This is a genomic window from Yoonia litorea, assembly GCF_900114675.1.
GTDB lineage: Bacteria > Pseudomonadota > Alphaproteobacteria > Rhodobacterales > Rhodobacteraceae > Yoonia > Yoonia litorea.
Window position 1 is genome coordinate 331,415 of sequence record NZ_FOZM01000003.1, and the last position, 14,257, is coordinate 345,671.

The window sequence follows — 14,257 nt, forward strand, 5'->3', positions numbered from 1 at the left end:
GACTTTGACCCAAAGACCACCCGCATGGGTGCAGGGTCAGGCGATTGCTTCGGCAGGCTGAAAGGTTTGCCGGAATCAGAGACCGTATGAGGCGGGCCCGTCCCTTCTTGATCTATAAAGACTGACAACAGCAATCAGCGCCTGGCTGCCCCGGAACGGAAGGGCCGCCGGGCCATTTGTGCTGCGATTTCGCGCGTTCCGCTAGGGCGGTCGCAACCCTCCGAACAACAGTCCGGATTTCTTCGCAGCCGCGCCCTATTTGTGCCATGTCAGCCATGCTTCTGCCCGCCATAGAGGCGAGCAGACAATGAAACCACGGCAGATTTCCCCGATTCTCCTTTTGACGACCTTGGGCGCGTGCGGGGCTGGCGGGGCCTCAGGCATAGTGGCGGTTGAAGATGTTGATGCCATCGGCATGGGGACGGCCGCCGGTGCCGCTCCTGCAAGTGGTTTGGAATTCGCCAAGCCCGGGCAGGATGTCCGCGACCTCGAGACTTTGCCGGTGACCGTGCGTATGGGCCGGATGCAGCGCGACGGCAGCGCCACCAGATTTTTCTTCAGCAACGAGACTGTCACCTTGCCAGCAGGCTTCTATGAGGGGTTCTACCAACCCTCCAGTTTCACGCTTGATGGTGTGACCCATAGGCTGACCAATGGCGCGGTCACCGTGAACAACACCACGACACGCCACACGGACCGTGAATACGGGTCGCCCACGATTCCGGCGGCACGGCATGAAATCGCAATCGTCACAAACGGATTCCCTGACGATTTCCATGAATATGCGGTCTTTGTTACGGGGTTTGAGACCGACCCCGCTCAATTGCCCGGCGGGACAGTCAATTATGCAGGGCGGTTCAACATCGACACCTGGCCTTCGATTGACGGCGGGACGCCAGAGAACAACTACCGGCCTTTCAACGGAACTTTGAACCTGACCGTCGGCTATGATGATGCGCGGGTCTCAGGTGACTTTGCCGGTACTGCGCAGATCGGCGACAATGTCGGCATCTATGCAGAGAATGTCTTCGGCCATATCGCTGACACCTCACTCGACGGCAATGGATTTGAAGGCCAGATGGTGTTTGAGACCTGCCTTGGCGTGACCAGTTGCACTGGCAGTCTTGCAATTGGCGGCGCGGTCTATGGTGCAGACGGCAGCCGCATTTCAGGTCTGATCATGTCAGACGCGACCTTCGTGCGCGAAGATGACGGGGTGGCGCTGCGCCTGCTGGGTCCGGGTGTCTTTTACGCGGATCGGGCTGAATAGACGGCTGAGATGCCGCCCCGCGCTTGCGCCGCTGCGCCAGTTTGGATAGCAGAGCGGAAACCTTTTCAAGAGGCCCCCGCGATGGATGATCTGAAGTACAAATATCTCAGCCTGATTGCCGATGCCGCTGACGAAGCCGCCATCGAAGACCTGCGTGTGCAGGCCGTGGGCAAAAAGGGCGAGATCAGCCTGAAAATGCGCGAGCTTGGCAAGATGAGCCCCGAGGAACGGCAGGTCGCAGGCCCTGCGCTCAACGCGCTCAAGGACGAAATCAACAGCGCACTTGCAGCCAAGAAGATGGCACTGGCAGATGCCGCATTGGATGAACGTCTGCGCGGCGAATGGCTGGACGTGACGCTGCCGTCACGCGCCCGTCGTCAGGGCACCATCCACCCGATTTCGCAGGTGACCGAGGAAGTCACCGCGATCTTTGCCGATATGGGGTTCTCGGTGGCCGAAGGCCCGCAGATCGAAAGCGACTGGTATAACTTCGATGCGCTCAACATCCCCGGCCACCACCCCGCGCGGGCCGAGATGGACACGTTTTACACCCACCGTGCCGATGGCGATAACCGCCCGCCCCATGTGCTGCGCACGCATACGTCCCCTGTGCAGATCCGCAGCATGGAGGCCACAGGCGCCCCCACCCGCATCATTTGCCCGGGTCGCGTTTATCGCGCCGACTACGACCAGACGCATACCCCGATGTTCCATCAGGTCGAGGGGCTGGCGATCGACAAAGACATCTCGATGGCGAACCTCAAATGGGTGCTTGAAGAGTTTGTAAAAGCCTACTTCGAGGTCGATCACGTCGACATCCGCTTCCGTGCGTCCCACTTCCCCTTCACCGAGCCGTCGGCCGAGGTCGATATCCGCTGCTCATGGGAAGGCGGAACCCTGAAAGTGGGCGAGGGTGACGACTGGCTGGAAATCCTCGGCTCCGGCATGGTGCATCCCAAAGTGCTGCAGGCGGGCGGGATTGATCCGGCAGAATGGCAAGGCTTTGCCTTCGGCATGGGCATCGACCGGATCGCAATGCTGAAATACGGCATCCCCGATCTGCGCGCGTTCTTCGACAGCGACCTGCGGTGGCTGCGGCACTACGGGTTTGCAGCACTTGAGCAGCCGACGTTGCATGGCGGGTTGAGTAGGTAGGTCTGCAGGGCCGCCCCGGTTCGCTGAGGTGCCGCGCCCGTCGGCCGGCCTGCGTGGTCACACCCTACCTTCGCAGGCGCCCCCATCATTTTGCCGTAAATACTCAAAATCCAGGCCTTGCCGATTGCACGGACCTCGCCTTGCTTTGCACCCCGCACCTCAACCGCTACCTTGCGGGCTATGAAAGCAGCTCTTGCCACACTTCAGGCGCGTTACCCCGGCGCACAGACTTTCACCTTCGGTGACAGTGCCGCTCTTTCGGCGCGGCTGATCGCGTTGGTGCGCGATGGCAAAAAGACCGCAACCTGTGGCGCGCTGTCAGACTATGCTGAGAGCCCTGACGAGATGCCGGTGGTGGGCCGCAAAGACATTGCCCTGCATTGGGATGGCACGCCAGCGCTGGTCATGCGCACGACAAACATGGCCCACGTCCGCTTTTGCGATGTCACCGAAGAAATGGCGCTGGCGGAGGGCGAAAACGACGATCTGGCGGGTTGGCGGGCCGATCACGAGGCCTTCTTTGCCCGCAACGGCGGATTTGATCCTCAGATGATGCTGGTCTTTGAGCATTTTGAACTGGTCGAAGACCTCGCCACGTCAGAAGGCGCGCCGTGATGCAACGCCTCTGGATCATCGCGCTCATCACCTTCATCATCCTTGCCCATATCGCCATGTGGACCTCGGACATGCCGCGTGATCTGGCGCTGAAGTTGACCCTCATCAACGCCACAGGCTGGGGCGTGATCCTTGGTGGGGTTTGGCTCGTGGGGCGCTGGGCGGCGGCGCATGCGCGGCGGGACGCTGAATGACTGACTTCGCCCGGGCTTGCCCGGGCAGCGCCCGACCTCCCCCCAGGGAGGGCGCTTCGCTTCCTCCCGAGGTCGGGCACTCCCCTCTCGTTGCCCCCCAATCCACCTTGGGGCCTTCCCCCTCCGCCCCATATCCGCTAATCCCCTTCCAACCCGAAATCACCTGCTGAGAGCACGCGATGAAATTCACCCTGTCCTGGCTGAAACACCACCTTGAAACCGAGGCCTCTGTGGAAGAGATCGCCGAGGCGCTGACCGACCTTGGCCTTGAGGTCGAGGGGGTCGAAAACCCGGCCGAAAAGCTTGCCGATTTCACCATCGGCAAGGTGATCTCGGCTGAAAAGCACCCCGATGCGGACAAGCTGAAGGTCTGTCAGGTCGACACCAAGGATGGCCCCACCCAGATCATCTGCGGTGCGCCGAATGCGCGTGCTGGTATCACCGTCGTCATCGCCTCCCCGGGCACCTACGTCCCCGGCATCGACACCACGATTGGCGTGGGCAAGATCCGCGGGATCGAAAGCTATGGTATGATGGCATCGGAACGCGAAATGGAGCTGTCTGACGAACACGACGGCATCATCGAACTGCCCTCCGGCGAGGTAGGTGAGCGCTTCACCGACTGGCTGGCCGCAAACCGCCCTGACACCGTGGACCCCGTGATCGAGATTGCGATTACCCCCAACCGTCCCGATGCGCTGGGTGTGCGCGGTGTGGCACGCGATCTCGCGGCGCGCGGCCTTGGCACGCTCAAGCCGCTGTCTGTTGAGCCTGTCCCGGCCACCATTTCTTCCGATCTGACCGTCAGCATCGACGCCGATACGCGCGACGGCTGCCCTGTCTTCTGTGGGCGTCTGATCAAAGGCGTCAAGAACGGACCCAGCCCTGCGTGGTTGCAGCAGCAGTTGCGCGCGATCGGCCTGCGACCGATCAGCTTTCTGGTCGATGTGACCAACTGGTTCACCTACGACCTGAACCGCCCGCTGCACGTCTTTGACGCCGACAAGGTGGCTGGCAACCTGCGAGTGCATCGCGCAGCAGGTAGCGAGACCCTCGTCGCACTCGATGACAAGGAATACACATTTGAAAAGGGCCAAATGGTCATTTCCGATGATAACGGCCCTGAAAGCATCGCAGGCATCATGGGCGGCGACCACACAGGCTGCACCGAAGAGACGGTGAATGTCTTTGTCGAAAGCGCCTACTGGGACCCGGTGCAGATCGCCTATGCCGGTCGCGCGCTCAAGATCAATTCCGACGCGCGCTATCGCTTCGAGCGTGGCGTTGATCCGGCCTTCACGCCAGAAGGGCTGGAACATGCCGTGCGCATGATCGTCGATCACGCCGGTGGCGAGGTGTCCGAGGTCATTCAGGCAGGCGACGTGCCAGATACCTCACGCGCCTACAAACTGGACGCCGCGCGGTGTTCCTCGCTCGTGGGCATGGATATTCCAGAGGCCACGCAGAGAAGCACGCTGACAGCACTCGGTTTCCGCATGGAAGGCGATATGGCCCATGTGCCAAGCTGGCGTCCTGACGTGCAGGGCGAAGCCGATCTGGTGGAAGAGGTCGCGCGCATCGCCTCATTGACCAAGCTGCAAGGCAAGCCGATGGCGCGGGTGAATGCAGGTGTTCCCAAGCCGATCCTGACGGCCACCCAGCAACGCCAGCAGGCCGCCAAGCGCACGGCTGCGGCATTGGGCTACAACGAATGCGTGACCTACAGCTTCATTGACGAGGCAGCAGCCAAGCTCTTTGGCGGTGGCGATGATGCGACCATGCTGGAGAACCCGATCAGCTCTGAAATGTCGCATATGCGCCCCGGACTTTTGCCCGGTCTGCTGCGCGCTGCGGTACGCAATCAGGCGCGGGGTTTCATGGATATGGCCCTCTTTGAGGTCGGCGCAGGTTTCCACGGCGGCGAGCCGGGCGAGCAGCACAATCTGGTCACAGGTGTCCTGATCGGGCGCACGGGACCAAAAGATGTGCATGGCACCGCACGTCCTGTCGATGTTTACGATGTCAAAGCCGATGCAGAGGCCGTTCTGGCCGCCATCGGCGCACCTGCCAAGGTGCAGATCTTGCGCGGGGCGGATGACTGGTGGCACCCGGGCCGTCATGGCAAAATCTGCCTCGGCCCGAAAAAGGTGCTTGGCATCTTTGGCGAGCTTCACCCCAAGGTCCTGCGCGAGATGGATGTAAAGGGCCCTGTGGTTGCTTTCGTGATTTACCCTGACGAAGTGCCGCTGCCCAAAAACAAGACCACCAACCGTGGCGCCCTTGCGGTCACCGACCTGCAAGCGGTTGAGCGTGACTTTGCCTTTGTGGTCGATGCGGACGTCGAGGCGCTGACGCTGGTCAATGCCGCCGCAGGTGCTGACAAGGCGTTGATCACGGATGTGCGCGTCTTTGACGAGTTCATCGGCGGTTCGCTTGGCGAGGGCAAAAAGAGCCTTGCCGTCACCGTGCGCCTGCAACCGACGGAAAAGACGCTGAAGGACGCCGATATCGAAGCCGTCAGCGCCAAGATCGTCGAGAAGGTGACAAAGGCCACTGGCGGCACGTTGCGGGGATGATCATCCGGCGCGCCTCTGACGATGATGCAGAGGCGCTGACCGCGCTGATCACCGCCGCCTATGCGCCCTACCAGCACCTCGGTCTGCCACCGGTAGCAGAGGGTGTGGCTGATGATATCACACGCCATTACGTCTGGGTGGCCGAAGTCGCTGGCGTCGTGCGCGGCGGGATCGTCCTGATCATGAGCGGTGACGCCTATATCGCAAACCTCGCTGTGCATCCTGATGCAGGCGGGCAGGGGATCGGGTCAGCGCTGATCAGCAAGGCCTGTGATCTGGCCCGCTGTGCTGGCTTCGAAGAGATCGGCCTTGCGACCCATGTCGGAATGACGGAAACGCAGGCCTTCTATCGGCGGCTGGGCTGGATCGAGACTGGTCACGAAGGGCTACGGGCCTACTTCAAGAAAGACCTGTAAGAAAAGGACCAGCCCCATGACCATGAAAGTCTATCTCTCCGGCGAAATTCATACCGACTGGCGCGACCAGATCACCGAAGGGGTGGAGCAGGCCAGACTGGATGTGACATTCGACAGCCCTGTGACGGATCATGATGCGTCTGATGATTGCGGTGTTGCGATCATGGGGGCTGAAGACAAGAAGTTCTGGCACGACAACAAGGGTGCCAACCTCAACGCCATCCGCACACGTCACGGTATCCAGAACGCTGACATTGTGGTCGTCCGCTTTGGCGAGAAATACAAACAGTGGAATGCGGCCTTCGATGCAGGCTATGCTGCCGCCCTTGGCAAATCATTGATCGTCATGCACGGCCCCGATCATCAGCACCCGCTCAAAGAGGTGGATGCCGCGGCATTGGCCGTGGTGGAAACACCTTTGCAGGTGGTCCAGATCCTGAACTATGTCATCAATGGTGTGCTGCCGGACTAGCCGGCACTGGCAGTCTAGGCCTCTTGGGCCAGCCGCGCTTCGAGCACATCAAACGGCACGCCGGGTTCATCCTTGGCACCACGGATCACCAGCGATGTCTTGACCGATGCCACGTTTTCGGCGCTGGTCAGTTCTTCGGTCAGGAACCGCTGGAACGTGCGCAGATCGGGGGCCACACATTTGAGGATGAAATCCACCTCGCCATTGAGCATGTGGCACTCACGGACAAGCGGCCAACCCTGACAACGGCGCTCAAAGGCCGACAGGTCGGCCTCGGCCTGACTGACAAGACCCACCATGGCAAAGACCTGCACCTCAAATCCAAGCTCGCGGGCGTTGACATCTGCATGATAGCCTTGAATAAATCCCTGCTCTTCCAGCGTTCTGACGCGGCGCAGGCAGGGTGGTGCAGAAATTCCCACGCGTTTGGCCAGTTCGACGTTGGTCATCCTGCCATCGGCCTGTAGCTCTGCCAGAATCATTCTGTCAATTTCGTCGAGTTTCGTGCCCGGCATGTTGTCTCCGCCCTATTTTTGCAAATACTACGCTGTCTTGATCCGGAGCGCAATATTGTTTCGCGTTCAAGCAAGAAAATAACTTGGCGGATTTGCGCGACGGTCGCCTTTCAACGCCGTTCCAGCAAGGGTATATCTAGGCGGAATCTGCATTTGAGGGGGCTGCAATGACCGACACACGTCACACCAAGGTACTGATCATCGGGTCCGGACCTGCGGGATATACGGCCGGTGTCTATGCCTCACGGGCCATGCTTTCGCCGGTGTTGATCCAGGGCATTGAGCCCGGCGGCCAGCTGACCACAACCACAGAGGTCGAGAACTGGCCGGGCGACACCGAGGTGCAAGGCCCCGATCTCATGGTCCGGATGGAAGCCCATGCCCGTGCCATGGGCTGCGAGATCGTCGGCGATATTGTCACCAAGCTTGATCTGCAAAACCGCCCCTTCACCGCGACCTGTGACAGCGGCGCGGTCTATACCGCTGATGCGGTGATCCTGTGCACCGGTGCGCGTGCCAAGTGGCTTGGCCTGCCATCCGAGGAAAAATTCAAAGGGTTTGGTGTCAGTGCCTGTGCGACCTGTGACGGGTTCTTTTATCGCGGCCAAGAGATCGTTGTTGTCGGCGGCGGCAACACGGCTGTGGAAGAGGCGCTTTTCCTCACAAACTTTGCCAGCAAGGTCACACTGATCCACCGCCGCGATGAACTGCGGGCAGAGAAAATCCTGCAGGACCGTTTGTTCAAGAACCCCAAGATCGAACCGCTCTGGTTCCATGAGATCGACGAGGTGTACGGTGCAGACAGTCCGCTGGGTGTCGAAGGCGTGCGGGTCAAACACACCAAGACCGGCGCCTTGACGGAAATCCCGGCGAAGGGTGTCTTTGTCGCCATCGGCCACGCCCCTGCCAATGAATTGGTCAAAGACCAGTTGGAGACACACAACGGCGGCTATGTGAAAGTCGAGCCCGGCACGACGCGCACGGCGATCCCCGGTGTCTTTGCTGCCGGCGATCTGACAGATCATGTCTACCGTCAGGCGGTGACGTCCGCGGGAATGGGCTGCATGGCCGCACTTGATGCCGAGAAATTCATCGCAGAGATGGAAGCCGAAGGCACTGTTCAGGCGGCCGAGTAGGCGGTGGGCACGGCCCACGTCCTGACCTTCAATGACACGGCCTACCGGCTGAAAAACCTTGCTGATGCCGCCGACGTTCTGGCGCCTGCCCACGCACCTGAGGGCCGATCGCACCGCGATGGACAGCGGGCACTTTATCTTTCGCTGACACCGGAGGGCTGCGTTGTTGCAACCCGCCGCTACGTCACCGGTGATACGCCGGAACAGGCGATCTTTCCGCTTCAGGTCACAGCGGCGCGCGTGGTTGATTTGCGTGATGACGCGGCAACCTCAGCGTTGGGCATCGACACCACACATCGCGCGATCGAATGGCAGAGCCTGCGGTCTAAGGGGCTGCCTTCGCCGACATGGGATCTGGCGGATCGGGTCAGGGCCTTGGGGCTGGACGGGATGCTTTATGCCTCGCGCAGTGATCCGTCGAAGACTCACCTGACACTGTTTCGATGGAACGAACCCGGCACAGATGCCCGTGTGTCGCTCGCCGGACCGCATCTCCCCCTCAACGCCGCGGGTGGTTCGGGCGTTTAACGCGGAACAGCATGGTGCATCTGGCGCGCAGATCGCAACAAGGACGCGTTTCACGCGGCAAATGCAGGAACGTTCCCCCTTTCTGCCCTTTGTCCGCTGGACATTCGCCACGCCGCCCGTCTATGCCACGCGCAATTCGACAATCCATTGAGATGTGACCGCTATGGCCCAAGACCTTTCCCCCATTCCTGAACTTTATGTCTCTTACGAGAGCGCGCAGAAACTGAAGGTGGAGGCCGCTGACCTGCCGTCGCACGATCTGACACCGCGTCAGATCTGTGATCTGGAGCTATTGATGAACGGCGGGTTCAACCCGCTCAAAGGTTTCCTGTCAGAGGCGGATTATGACAGCGTGGTCGAGGCCATGCGTCTGGCAGACGGCACGCTCTGGCCGATGCCGATCACTCTGGATGTCTCCGAGAAAGAAGCCGAGACGATTGAAGTCGGACAGGACATTGCCCTGCGCGATCAGGAAGGTGTGATCCTCGCCACGATGACGGTCACCGACAAATGGGTGCCCAACAAATCGCGCGAAGCCGAAAAGGTCTTTGGCGCTGATGACGTGGCCCATCCGGCGGTGAACTATCTCCATCATACTGCTGGCAAGGTCTATCTGGGTGGTCCTGTGACGGGCATCCAGCAGCCGGTCCATTACGACTTCCGTGCGCGTCGCGACACGCCGAACGAACTCCGTGCGTTTTTCCGCAAGTTGGGTTGGCGCAAGGTCGTTGCTTTCCAGACCCGCAATCCGTTGCACCGCGCGCATCAGGAACTGACATTCCGCGCCGCGAAAGAGGCACAGGCAAACCTGCTGATCCACCCTGTCGTTGGCATGACGAAGCCCGGCGATATTGATCATTTCACCCGCGTGCGCTGCTACGAGGCTGTTCTGGACCAATATCCAGCTTCAACGACCACGATGAGCCTGCTGAACCTCGCCATGCGCATGGCTGGCCCGCGCGAGGCCGTCTGGCATGGTCTGATCCGCAAGAACCACGGCTGCACCCACTTCATCGTTGGCCGCGATCACGCGGGCCCCGGCAAGAACTCTGCCGGTGACGATTTCTATGGTCCTTACGATGCGCAGGATCTTTTCCGCGAGCATCAGGACGAGATGGGCATCGAAATGGTCGACTTTAAGCACATGGTCTATGTGCAGGACCGCGCGCAGTATGAACCTGCCGATGAAATCCACGACAAGGATGAGGTCACCATCCTCAACATCTCTGGCACCGAACTGCGTCGCCGCCTGTCTGAGGGGCTGGAGATTCCTGAATGGTTTTCCTTCCCTGCGGTTGTCGAGGAGTTGCGCAAGACCCGCCCGCCACGGGCAGAGCAGGGCTTCACGGTGTTCTTCACCGGATTTTCGGGGTCGGGCAAATCCACCATCGCCAACGCGCTGATGGTCAAGCTGATGGAAATGGGCGGCCGTCCGGTCACGCTTCTGGATGGTGATATCGTGCGCAAGAACCTGTCGTCAGAGCTTGGCTTCAGCAAGGAACACCGCGATCTGAACATCCGCCGGATCGGTTATGTGGCCTCTGAAATCACCAAGAACGGTGGCATTGCTATCTGTGCACCGATTGCGCCTTATGCCAGCACGCGCCGTGCGGTGCGCGAGGATATCGAGCAGTTCGGTGCATTCGTTGAGGTCCATGTCGCAACCTCGATCGAGGAATGCGAGCGGCGCGACCGCAAGGGGCTCTACAAGCTGGCGCGCGAAGGCAAGATCAAGGAGTTCACGGGCATCTCAGACCCTTACGATGTGCCGGAGAACCCCGAGTTGCGGATCGAGACCGAAAGCGTGCCGGTCGATAACTGCGCCCATCAGGTCATTCTGAAACTGGAAAGCCTCGGATTGATCAAAGGCTGATTAACCAAAAGCAAAAGGGCGGCCCCGAAGGCCGCCCTTTTTGTTCAATGCAGTGTCACCGGTTCCATCTTGTGTTCTCTGGCAAGATGAAACGCCAGTTTCCGGTCAGCCACCAGTGCAAGCTGTTCGCCAGAGGCGTTGTGGACCGCGTAAATCTGATCCAGATCACCCACCTGATCCTGCACTTCTGTCGGCAGGTCCGCTGTGACCACGGGTTTCACGTAGACGATGTTCTGGCTGATTTTTTCAAGGTCGAATTTCGTATCCATACGTTACCCTTTCTTGATCTTGATGGTCTGGATAATGCGCTCTGGAATGGCGCGGGTCAGATCGACATGCAGCAGACCGTTTTCCATGACCGCCTCGCCAACATCGACACCATCGGCCAATACGAATGACCGCTGGAACTGGCGTGCGGCGATCCCGCGATGCAGGAACACGCGGCCTTCGCTGTCATCTGACTGACGGCCACGGATCACCAAAGAGCTGTCCTCGACCGTGATGGCCAGATCTTTTTCGGCAAACCCTGCCACGGCAAGCGTGATCCGGTAGGAGTTTTCCGAGGTCTGTTCGATATTGTAGGGCGGGTACCCGTCATTGCCGCTTTTCGCGGTCCGTTCGACCAGCCGTTCAAGCTGTTCAAATCCCAAAAGGAACGGATGGGTTCCCAAAGCCAATTTTGTCATAAGACATGTCCTTTACAAAGCGACTGTCGGTTGCAGGCCCCGTTATGGCGACCCTTTGAACAAAATATGGGGTGTAGCCGTGGTTTGATCAAGGGCACATAAGGCTTGAAAGACGCGTCACACTGTTCACTATGGACCGGCAAGAAGTCCCGAAAGAGGTCGGATGAACCAGTCAGCACAAATGGATCAGGCCGAAGTCCTGCGCATCAAGCTTGAGATGCTCAAGCGCGAGCACCGCGATCTTGATGAGGCAATCGAGGCGCTGCATGAGCGCGGCTCGGCGGATATGCTGACACTCAAACGGCTCAAGAAACAGAAACTTGCGCTCAAAGACCGGATAACACTGCTCGAAGACCGGATTTTGCCTGATATTATCGCCTGAACACCATTGCCGCAGTGGCCCGCGTGGCTATAGTGCCGCTTCCTTTGCAAGGTGAGACACAAGACATGACCAAGCCCCTTGTCGGTATCATCATGGGCAGCCAGTCGGACTGGCCTACGATGCGCGAAGCCGCTGACGTGCTGGATGAACTGCAAGTGCCTTATGAGGCCAAGATCGTTTCAGCCCACCGAACGCCAGACCGCTTGTGGGACTATGGCAAAACGGCAGTGGACCGCGGGCTTCAGGTGATCATCGCCGGAGCAGGGGGTGCTGCGCATTTGCCGGGCATGATGGCCTCCAAGACGCGGGTGCCGGTCATCGGTGTGCCGGTGCAGACCAAAGCTCTGTCAGGTGTCGATAGCCTCTATTCGATCCTGCAGATGCCGCGCGGGTTTCCGGTTGCGACGATGGCGATCGGGGCTGCCGGTGCCAAGAACGGCGGGCTGATGGCGGCAGGCATACTGGCCTTGCAGGATCAGGCTCTTGCCGTGCGGCTGGATGCGTGGCGCGCTGCCTTGTCGGCCTCGATTGCTGATGAGCCTGTCGATGAGTGAGCCGCTGCCGACAGGGGCCACGATCGGGATCTTGGGTGGCGGTCAACTGGGGCGGATGCTGTCAGTCGCGGCATCGCGGTTGGGGCTGAAAACCCATATCTACGAACCGGGTGCCAACCCCCCCGCCGGAGATGTCGCGCACCGTGTGACCACAGCCCCTTACGAGGATGAGGCCGCACTGACCGCCTTTGGCAATGCGGTTGATGTGATCACCTACGAGTTCGAGAATATCCCCACCAGTGCGCTCGATCTTTTGGAAACGCTTGCGCCGATCCACCCCGGACGCAAGGCACTGGCCACCAGTCAGGACCGCCTGACCGAAAAGAGCTTTCTGCAGGATCTCGGTCTGCAGACGGCCCCTTTTGCGGATATCGCCGGTGCCGATGACCTCGAGGCAGCGCTGACCACAATCGGCACACCATCAATCCTGAAAACCCGTCGCTTCGGCTATGACGGCAAAGGGCAGGCGCGGATCATGTCGCCTGCAGATGCGCCGGGGGCTTTGGCGGATATGGCCGATGCACCTGCGATTTTGGAAGGATTTGTTGACTTCACCCGCGAAGTGTCTGTCATCGGCGCGCGCGGGGCTGACGGGGCCGTCGCCTGCTATGACCCGGGCGAGAACGTGCACAAGAACGGCATCCTTGATACCACCACGGTGCCCGCAAGCCTGTCGCCGTCGCAGCGCACCGATGCGGTGCTGATTGCGGCTCGCATCCTCAATGCGCTCGACTATGTCGGCGTGATGGGGGTGGAGCTTTTCGTCACGCCGAAAGGGCTGATCGTCAATGAAATCGCCCCGCGCGTGCATAATTCCGGCCATTGGACGCAGAACGGCTGTACCATCTGCCAGTTCGAGCAGCACATCCGCGCCGTGGCCGGTTGGCCATTGGGTGATGGCAAACGTCACAGCGATGTGGTGATGGAGAACCTGATCGGCGACGATGTGGCGCGTGTTCCGGAAATTGCGCAGACAGGGGCAGCCATCCACCTTTACGGCAAAGCTGAGGTCAAGGCGGGTCGCAAAATGGGGCACGTCAATCGCGTCACCGGCCCCGCCGCCTGAGGCCCTGCCTTAGACCATCAGAACAGTTTGCGTCACTGGTGTGGTCTTTTGGCGACCATTGCTGACTTAATCCGTGCCAAAGATAATGCCTGTCAGGCTGAGGGAGCGGTCAAAACGCCCCTCTCTGAGAAAGACCAGCACCTCTTCGATCACCAGTGGGTTGTTCATCATGAAGGTATGGGTGACAGGCAGGACGATATGGTCCCGCATTCCCTCAAGCCGTGTGGAGGCGACAGAAACCTTGCCGTCATCCGGCCCTTCGATGAGGGCAGAGTAGACCGGATTGAGTGTTCTGTTGCCTGCAATCACGCCGATTTCATATGGGACAGCATCAAGCTGATTGGGCAGGCTGCTCTCTTCTGTGCCCAGCTGCAAACCAGCAGGGCCGTTGACCCACTGAAATGGTTCGATATCGCCGAAAATATCGACAAGCTCCGATCCGCCATTAGGTGGCCCCAACATCACCACGCGCCCCATCTTCTCTGGCCGGTTATTGGTCAGCCACGCGCGCACCAATATCCCGCCCATTGAATGGGTGACAAAATTGATCCGCCGATCCCCGCAGGCGGCCACATCATCGCCGACGTGTTCGTCCACAAGTGTCTGGATATTTGCTTCGGTGGATGGATAGCCTGAATTGACGACGTAATAGCCTTCTTCCTCAAGCACGAATTGCATCGGCGTCAGCGAGATTTCAGTCCGTGCCAACCCGTGCAACAGCACAACGCAGTCTTCCTGCGCATCCGCCGCAGCGGCGGTCACAGGCAAAAAAGCGATCAGGGCGGCAAGAAGCGGTCTCATGCCCTATAGGTAACATGC

At 59.9% G+C, this 14,257-nt stretch carries 17 protein-coding genes; 13 read left to right on the plus strand and 4 right to left on the minus strand.

Features of this window, described 5'->3' with window-relative positions:
• The first annotated feature begins 307 nt into the window (after positions 1 to 307).
• From BM316_RS14775 to BM316_RS14805, 7 genes are all read left to right on the plus strand, one after another.
• Positions 308 to 1,270 carry a hypothetical protein gene (locus BM316_RS14775; protein WP_090210135.1) on the plus strand — a complete coding sequence of 321 codons (963 nt, stop codon included), beginning with the start codon at positions 308 to 310 and terminating at the stop codon, positions 1,268 to 1,270.
• Between the two features lie 81 nt (positions 1,271 to 1,351).
• Positions 1,352 to 2,425, plus strand: a complete 1,074-nt coding sequence (pheS, locus tag BM316_RS14780) for a phenylalanine--tRNA ligase subunit alpha (protein ID WP_090210137.1) — start codon at positions 1,352 to 1,354, stop codon at positions 2,423 to 2,425.
• 180 nt (positions 2,426 to 2,605) lie between these two features.
• Positions 2,606 to 3,040 (plus strand): ASCH domain-containing protein, encoded by a 435-nt coding sequence (locus tag BM316_RS14785; RefSeq protein ID WP_090210139.1) that lies wholly within the window; start codon positions 2,606 to 2,608, stop codon positions 3,038 to 3,040.
• Positions 3,040 to 3,234 carry a phenylalanyl-tRNA synthetase subunit beta gene (locus BM316_RS14790; protein ID WP_090210140.1) on the plus strand — a complete coding sequence of 65 codons (195 nt, stop codon included), beginning with the start codon at positions 3,040 to 3,042 and terminating at the stop codon, positions 3,232 to 3,234. The genes BM316_RS14785 and BM316_RS14790 overlap by 1 nt, the downstream gene beginning before the upstream one ends.
• A gap of 179 nt (positions 3,235 to 3,413) precedes the next feature.
• Positions 3,414 to 5,810 carry a phenylalanine--tRNA ligase subunit beta gene (gene pheT / locus BM316_RS14795; protein WP_090210142.1) on the plus strand — a complete coding sequence of 799 codons (2,397 nt, stop codon included), beginning with the start codon at positions 3,414 to 3,416 and terminating at the stop codon, positions 5,808 to 5,810.
• A complete protein-coding gene (locus BM316_RS14800) occupies positions 5,807 to 6,226 on the plus strand; it encodes a GNAT family N-acetyltransferase (RefSeq protein ID WP_090210144.1) in 420 nt (139 codons plus the stop codon). Before pheT ends, BM316_RS14800 begins: the two co-directional genes overlap by 4 nt.
• A gap of 16 nt (positions 6,227 to 6,242) precedes the next feature.
• The gene (locus BM316_RS14805) at positions 6,243 to 6,698 is read left to right on the plus strand and encodes a YtoQ family protein (RefSeq protein ID WP_090210146.1); all 456 of its coding nucleotides are present in this window, start codon (positions 6,243 to 6,245) and stop codon (positions 6,696 to 6,698) included.
• Positions 6,699 to 6,712: 14 nt separating this feature from the next.
• Here BM316_RS14805 and BM316_RS14810 read toward each other — a convergent pair whose 3' ends face one another.
• Complete coding sequence (locus BM316_RS14810; RefSeq protein ID WP_090210148.1) at positions 6,713 to 7,213, minus strand: Lrp/AsnC family transcriptional regulator; 501 nt, start codon at positions 7,211 to 7,213, stop codon at positions 6,713 to 6,715.
• A 167-nt stretch (positions 7,214 to 7,380) separates the two neighbouring features.
• Here BM316_RS14810 and trxB point away from each other — a divergent pair, with 167 nt between their 5' ends.
• The 3 genes from trxB to BM316_RS14825 all read left to right on the plus strand — a co-directional run bounded on the left by trxB (position 7,381) and on the right by BM316_RS14825 (position 10,750).
• Positions 7,381 to 8,349, plus strand: a complete 969-nt coding sequence (trxB, locus tag BM316_RS14815; RefSeq protein WP_090210150.1) for a thioredoxin-disulfide reductase — start codon at positions 7,381 to 7,383, stop codon at positions 8,347 to 8,349.
• 3 nt (positions 8,350 to 8,352) lie between these two features.
• Positions 8,353 to 8,877: an RES family NAD+ phosphorylase gene (locus BM316_RS14820; RefSeq protein WP_090210151.1), complete on the plus strand. Its 525-nt coding sequence runs from the start codon at positions 8,353 to 8,355 to the stop codon at positions 8,875 to 8,877.
• Positions 8,878 to 9,040: 163 nt separating this feature from the next.
• Positions 9,041 to 10,750, plus strand: coding sequence for a bifunctional sulfate adenylyltransferase/adenylylsulfate kinase (locus BM316_RS14825; RefSeq protein WP_090210153.1), 1,710 nt, complete (start codon positions 9,041 to 9,043; stop codon positions 10,748 to 10,750).
• 44 nt (positions 10,751 to 10,794) lie between these two features.
• Here the strand turns inward: BM316_RS14825 and BM316_RS14830 are convergent, their stop codons facing one another.
• Together BM316_RS14830 and BM316_RS14835 are read right to left on the minus strand one after the other, a co-directional pair.
• Positions 10,795 to 11,019, minus strand: coding sequence for a DUF1150 family protein (locus tag BM316_RS14830; protein ID WP_090210155.1), 225 nt, complete (start codon positions 11,017 to 11,019; stop codon positions 10,795 to 10,797).
• 3 nt (positions 11,020 to 11,022) lie between these two features.
• Positions 11,023 to 11,436: an Hsp20 family protein gene (locus BM316_RS14835; protein ID WP_090210157.1), complete on the minus strand. Its 414-nt coding sequence runs from the start codon at positions 11,434 to 11,436 to the stop codon at positions 11,023 to 11,025.
• Between the two features lie 163 nt (positions 11,437 to 11,599).
• Between BM316_RS14835 and BM316_RS14840 the strand changes: the two genes are divergently transcribed.
• From BM316_RS14840 to BM316_RS14850, 3 genes are all read left to right on the plus strand, one after another.
• On the plus strand, positions 11,600 to 11,818 hold the full coding sequence (locus tag BM316_RS14840) for a YdcH family protein (RefSeq protein ID WP_090210159.1): 219 nt from the start codon (positions 11,600 to 11,602) through the stop codon (positions 11,816 to 11,818).
• Positions 11,819 to 11,883: 65 nt separating this feature from the next.
• The gene (purE, locus tag BM316_RS14845; protein WP_090210426.1) at positions 11,884 to 12,372 is read left to right on the plus strand and encodes a 5-(carboxyamino)imidazole ribonucleotide mutase; all 489 of its coding nucleotides are present in this window, start codon (positions 11,884 to 11,886) and stop codon (positions 12,370 to 12,372) included.
• A complete protein-coding gene (locus tag BM316_RS14850) occupies positions 12,365 to 13,438 on the plus strand; it encodes a 5-(carboxyamino)imidazole ribonucleotide synthase (protein ID WP_090210160.1) in 1,074 nt (357 codons plus the stop codon). Before purE ends, BM316_RS14850 begins: the two co-directional genes overlap by 8 nt.
• Positions 13,439 to 13,504: 66 nt before the next feature.
• On the opposite strand, the gene BM316_RS14855 is transcribed toward BM316_RS14850, so the two are convergent.
• Complete coding sequence (locus tag BM316_RS14855) at positions 13,505 to 14,239, minus strand: lipase family protein (protein ID WP_090210162.1); 735 nt, start codon at positions 14,237 to 14,239, stop codon at positions 13,505 to 13,507.
• Between the last annotated feature and the right edge of the window lie 18 nt (positions 14,240 to 14,257).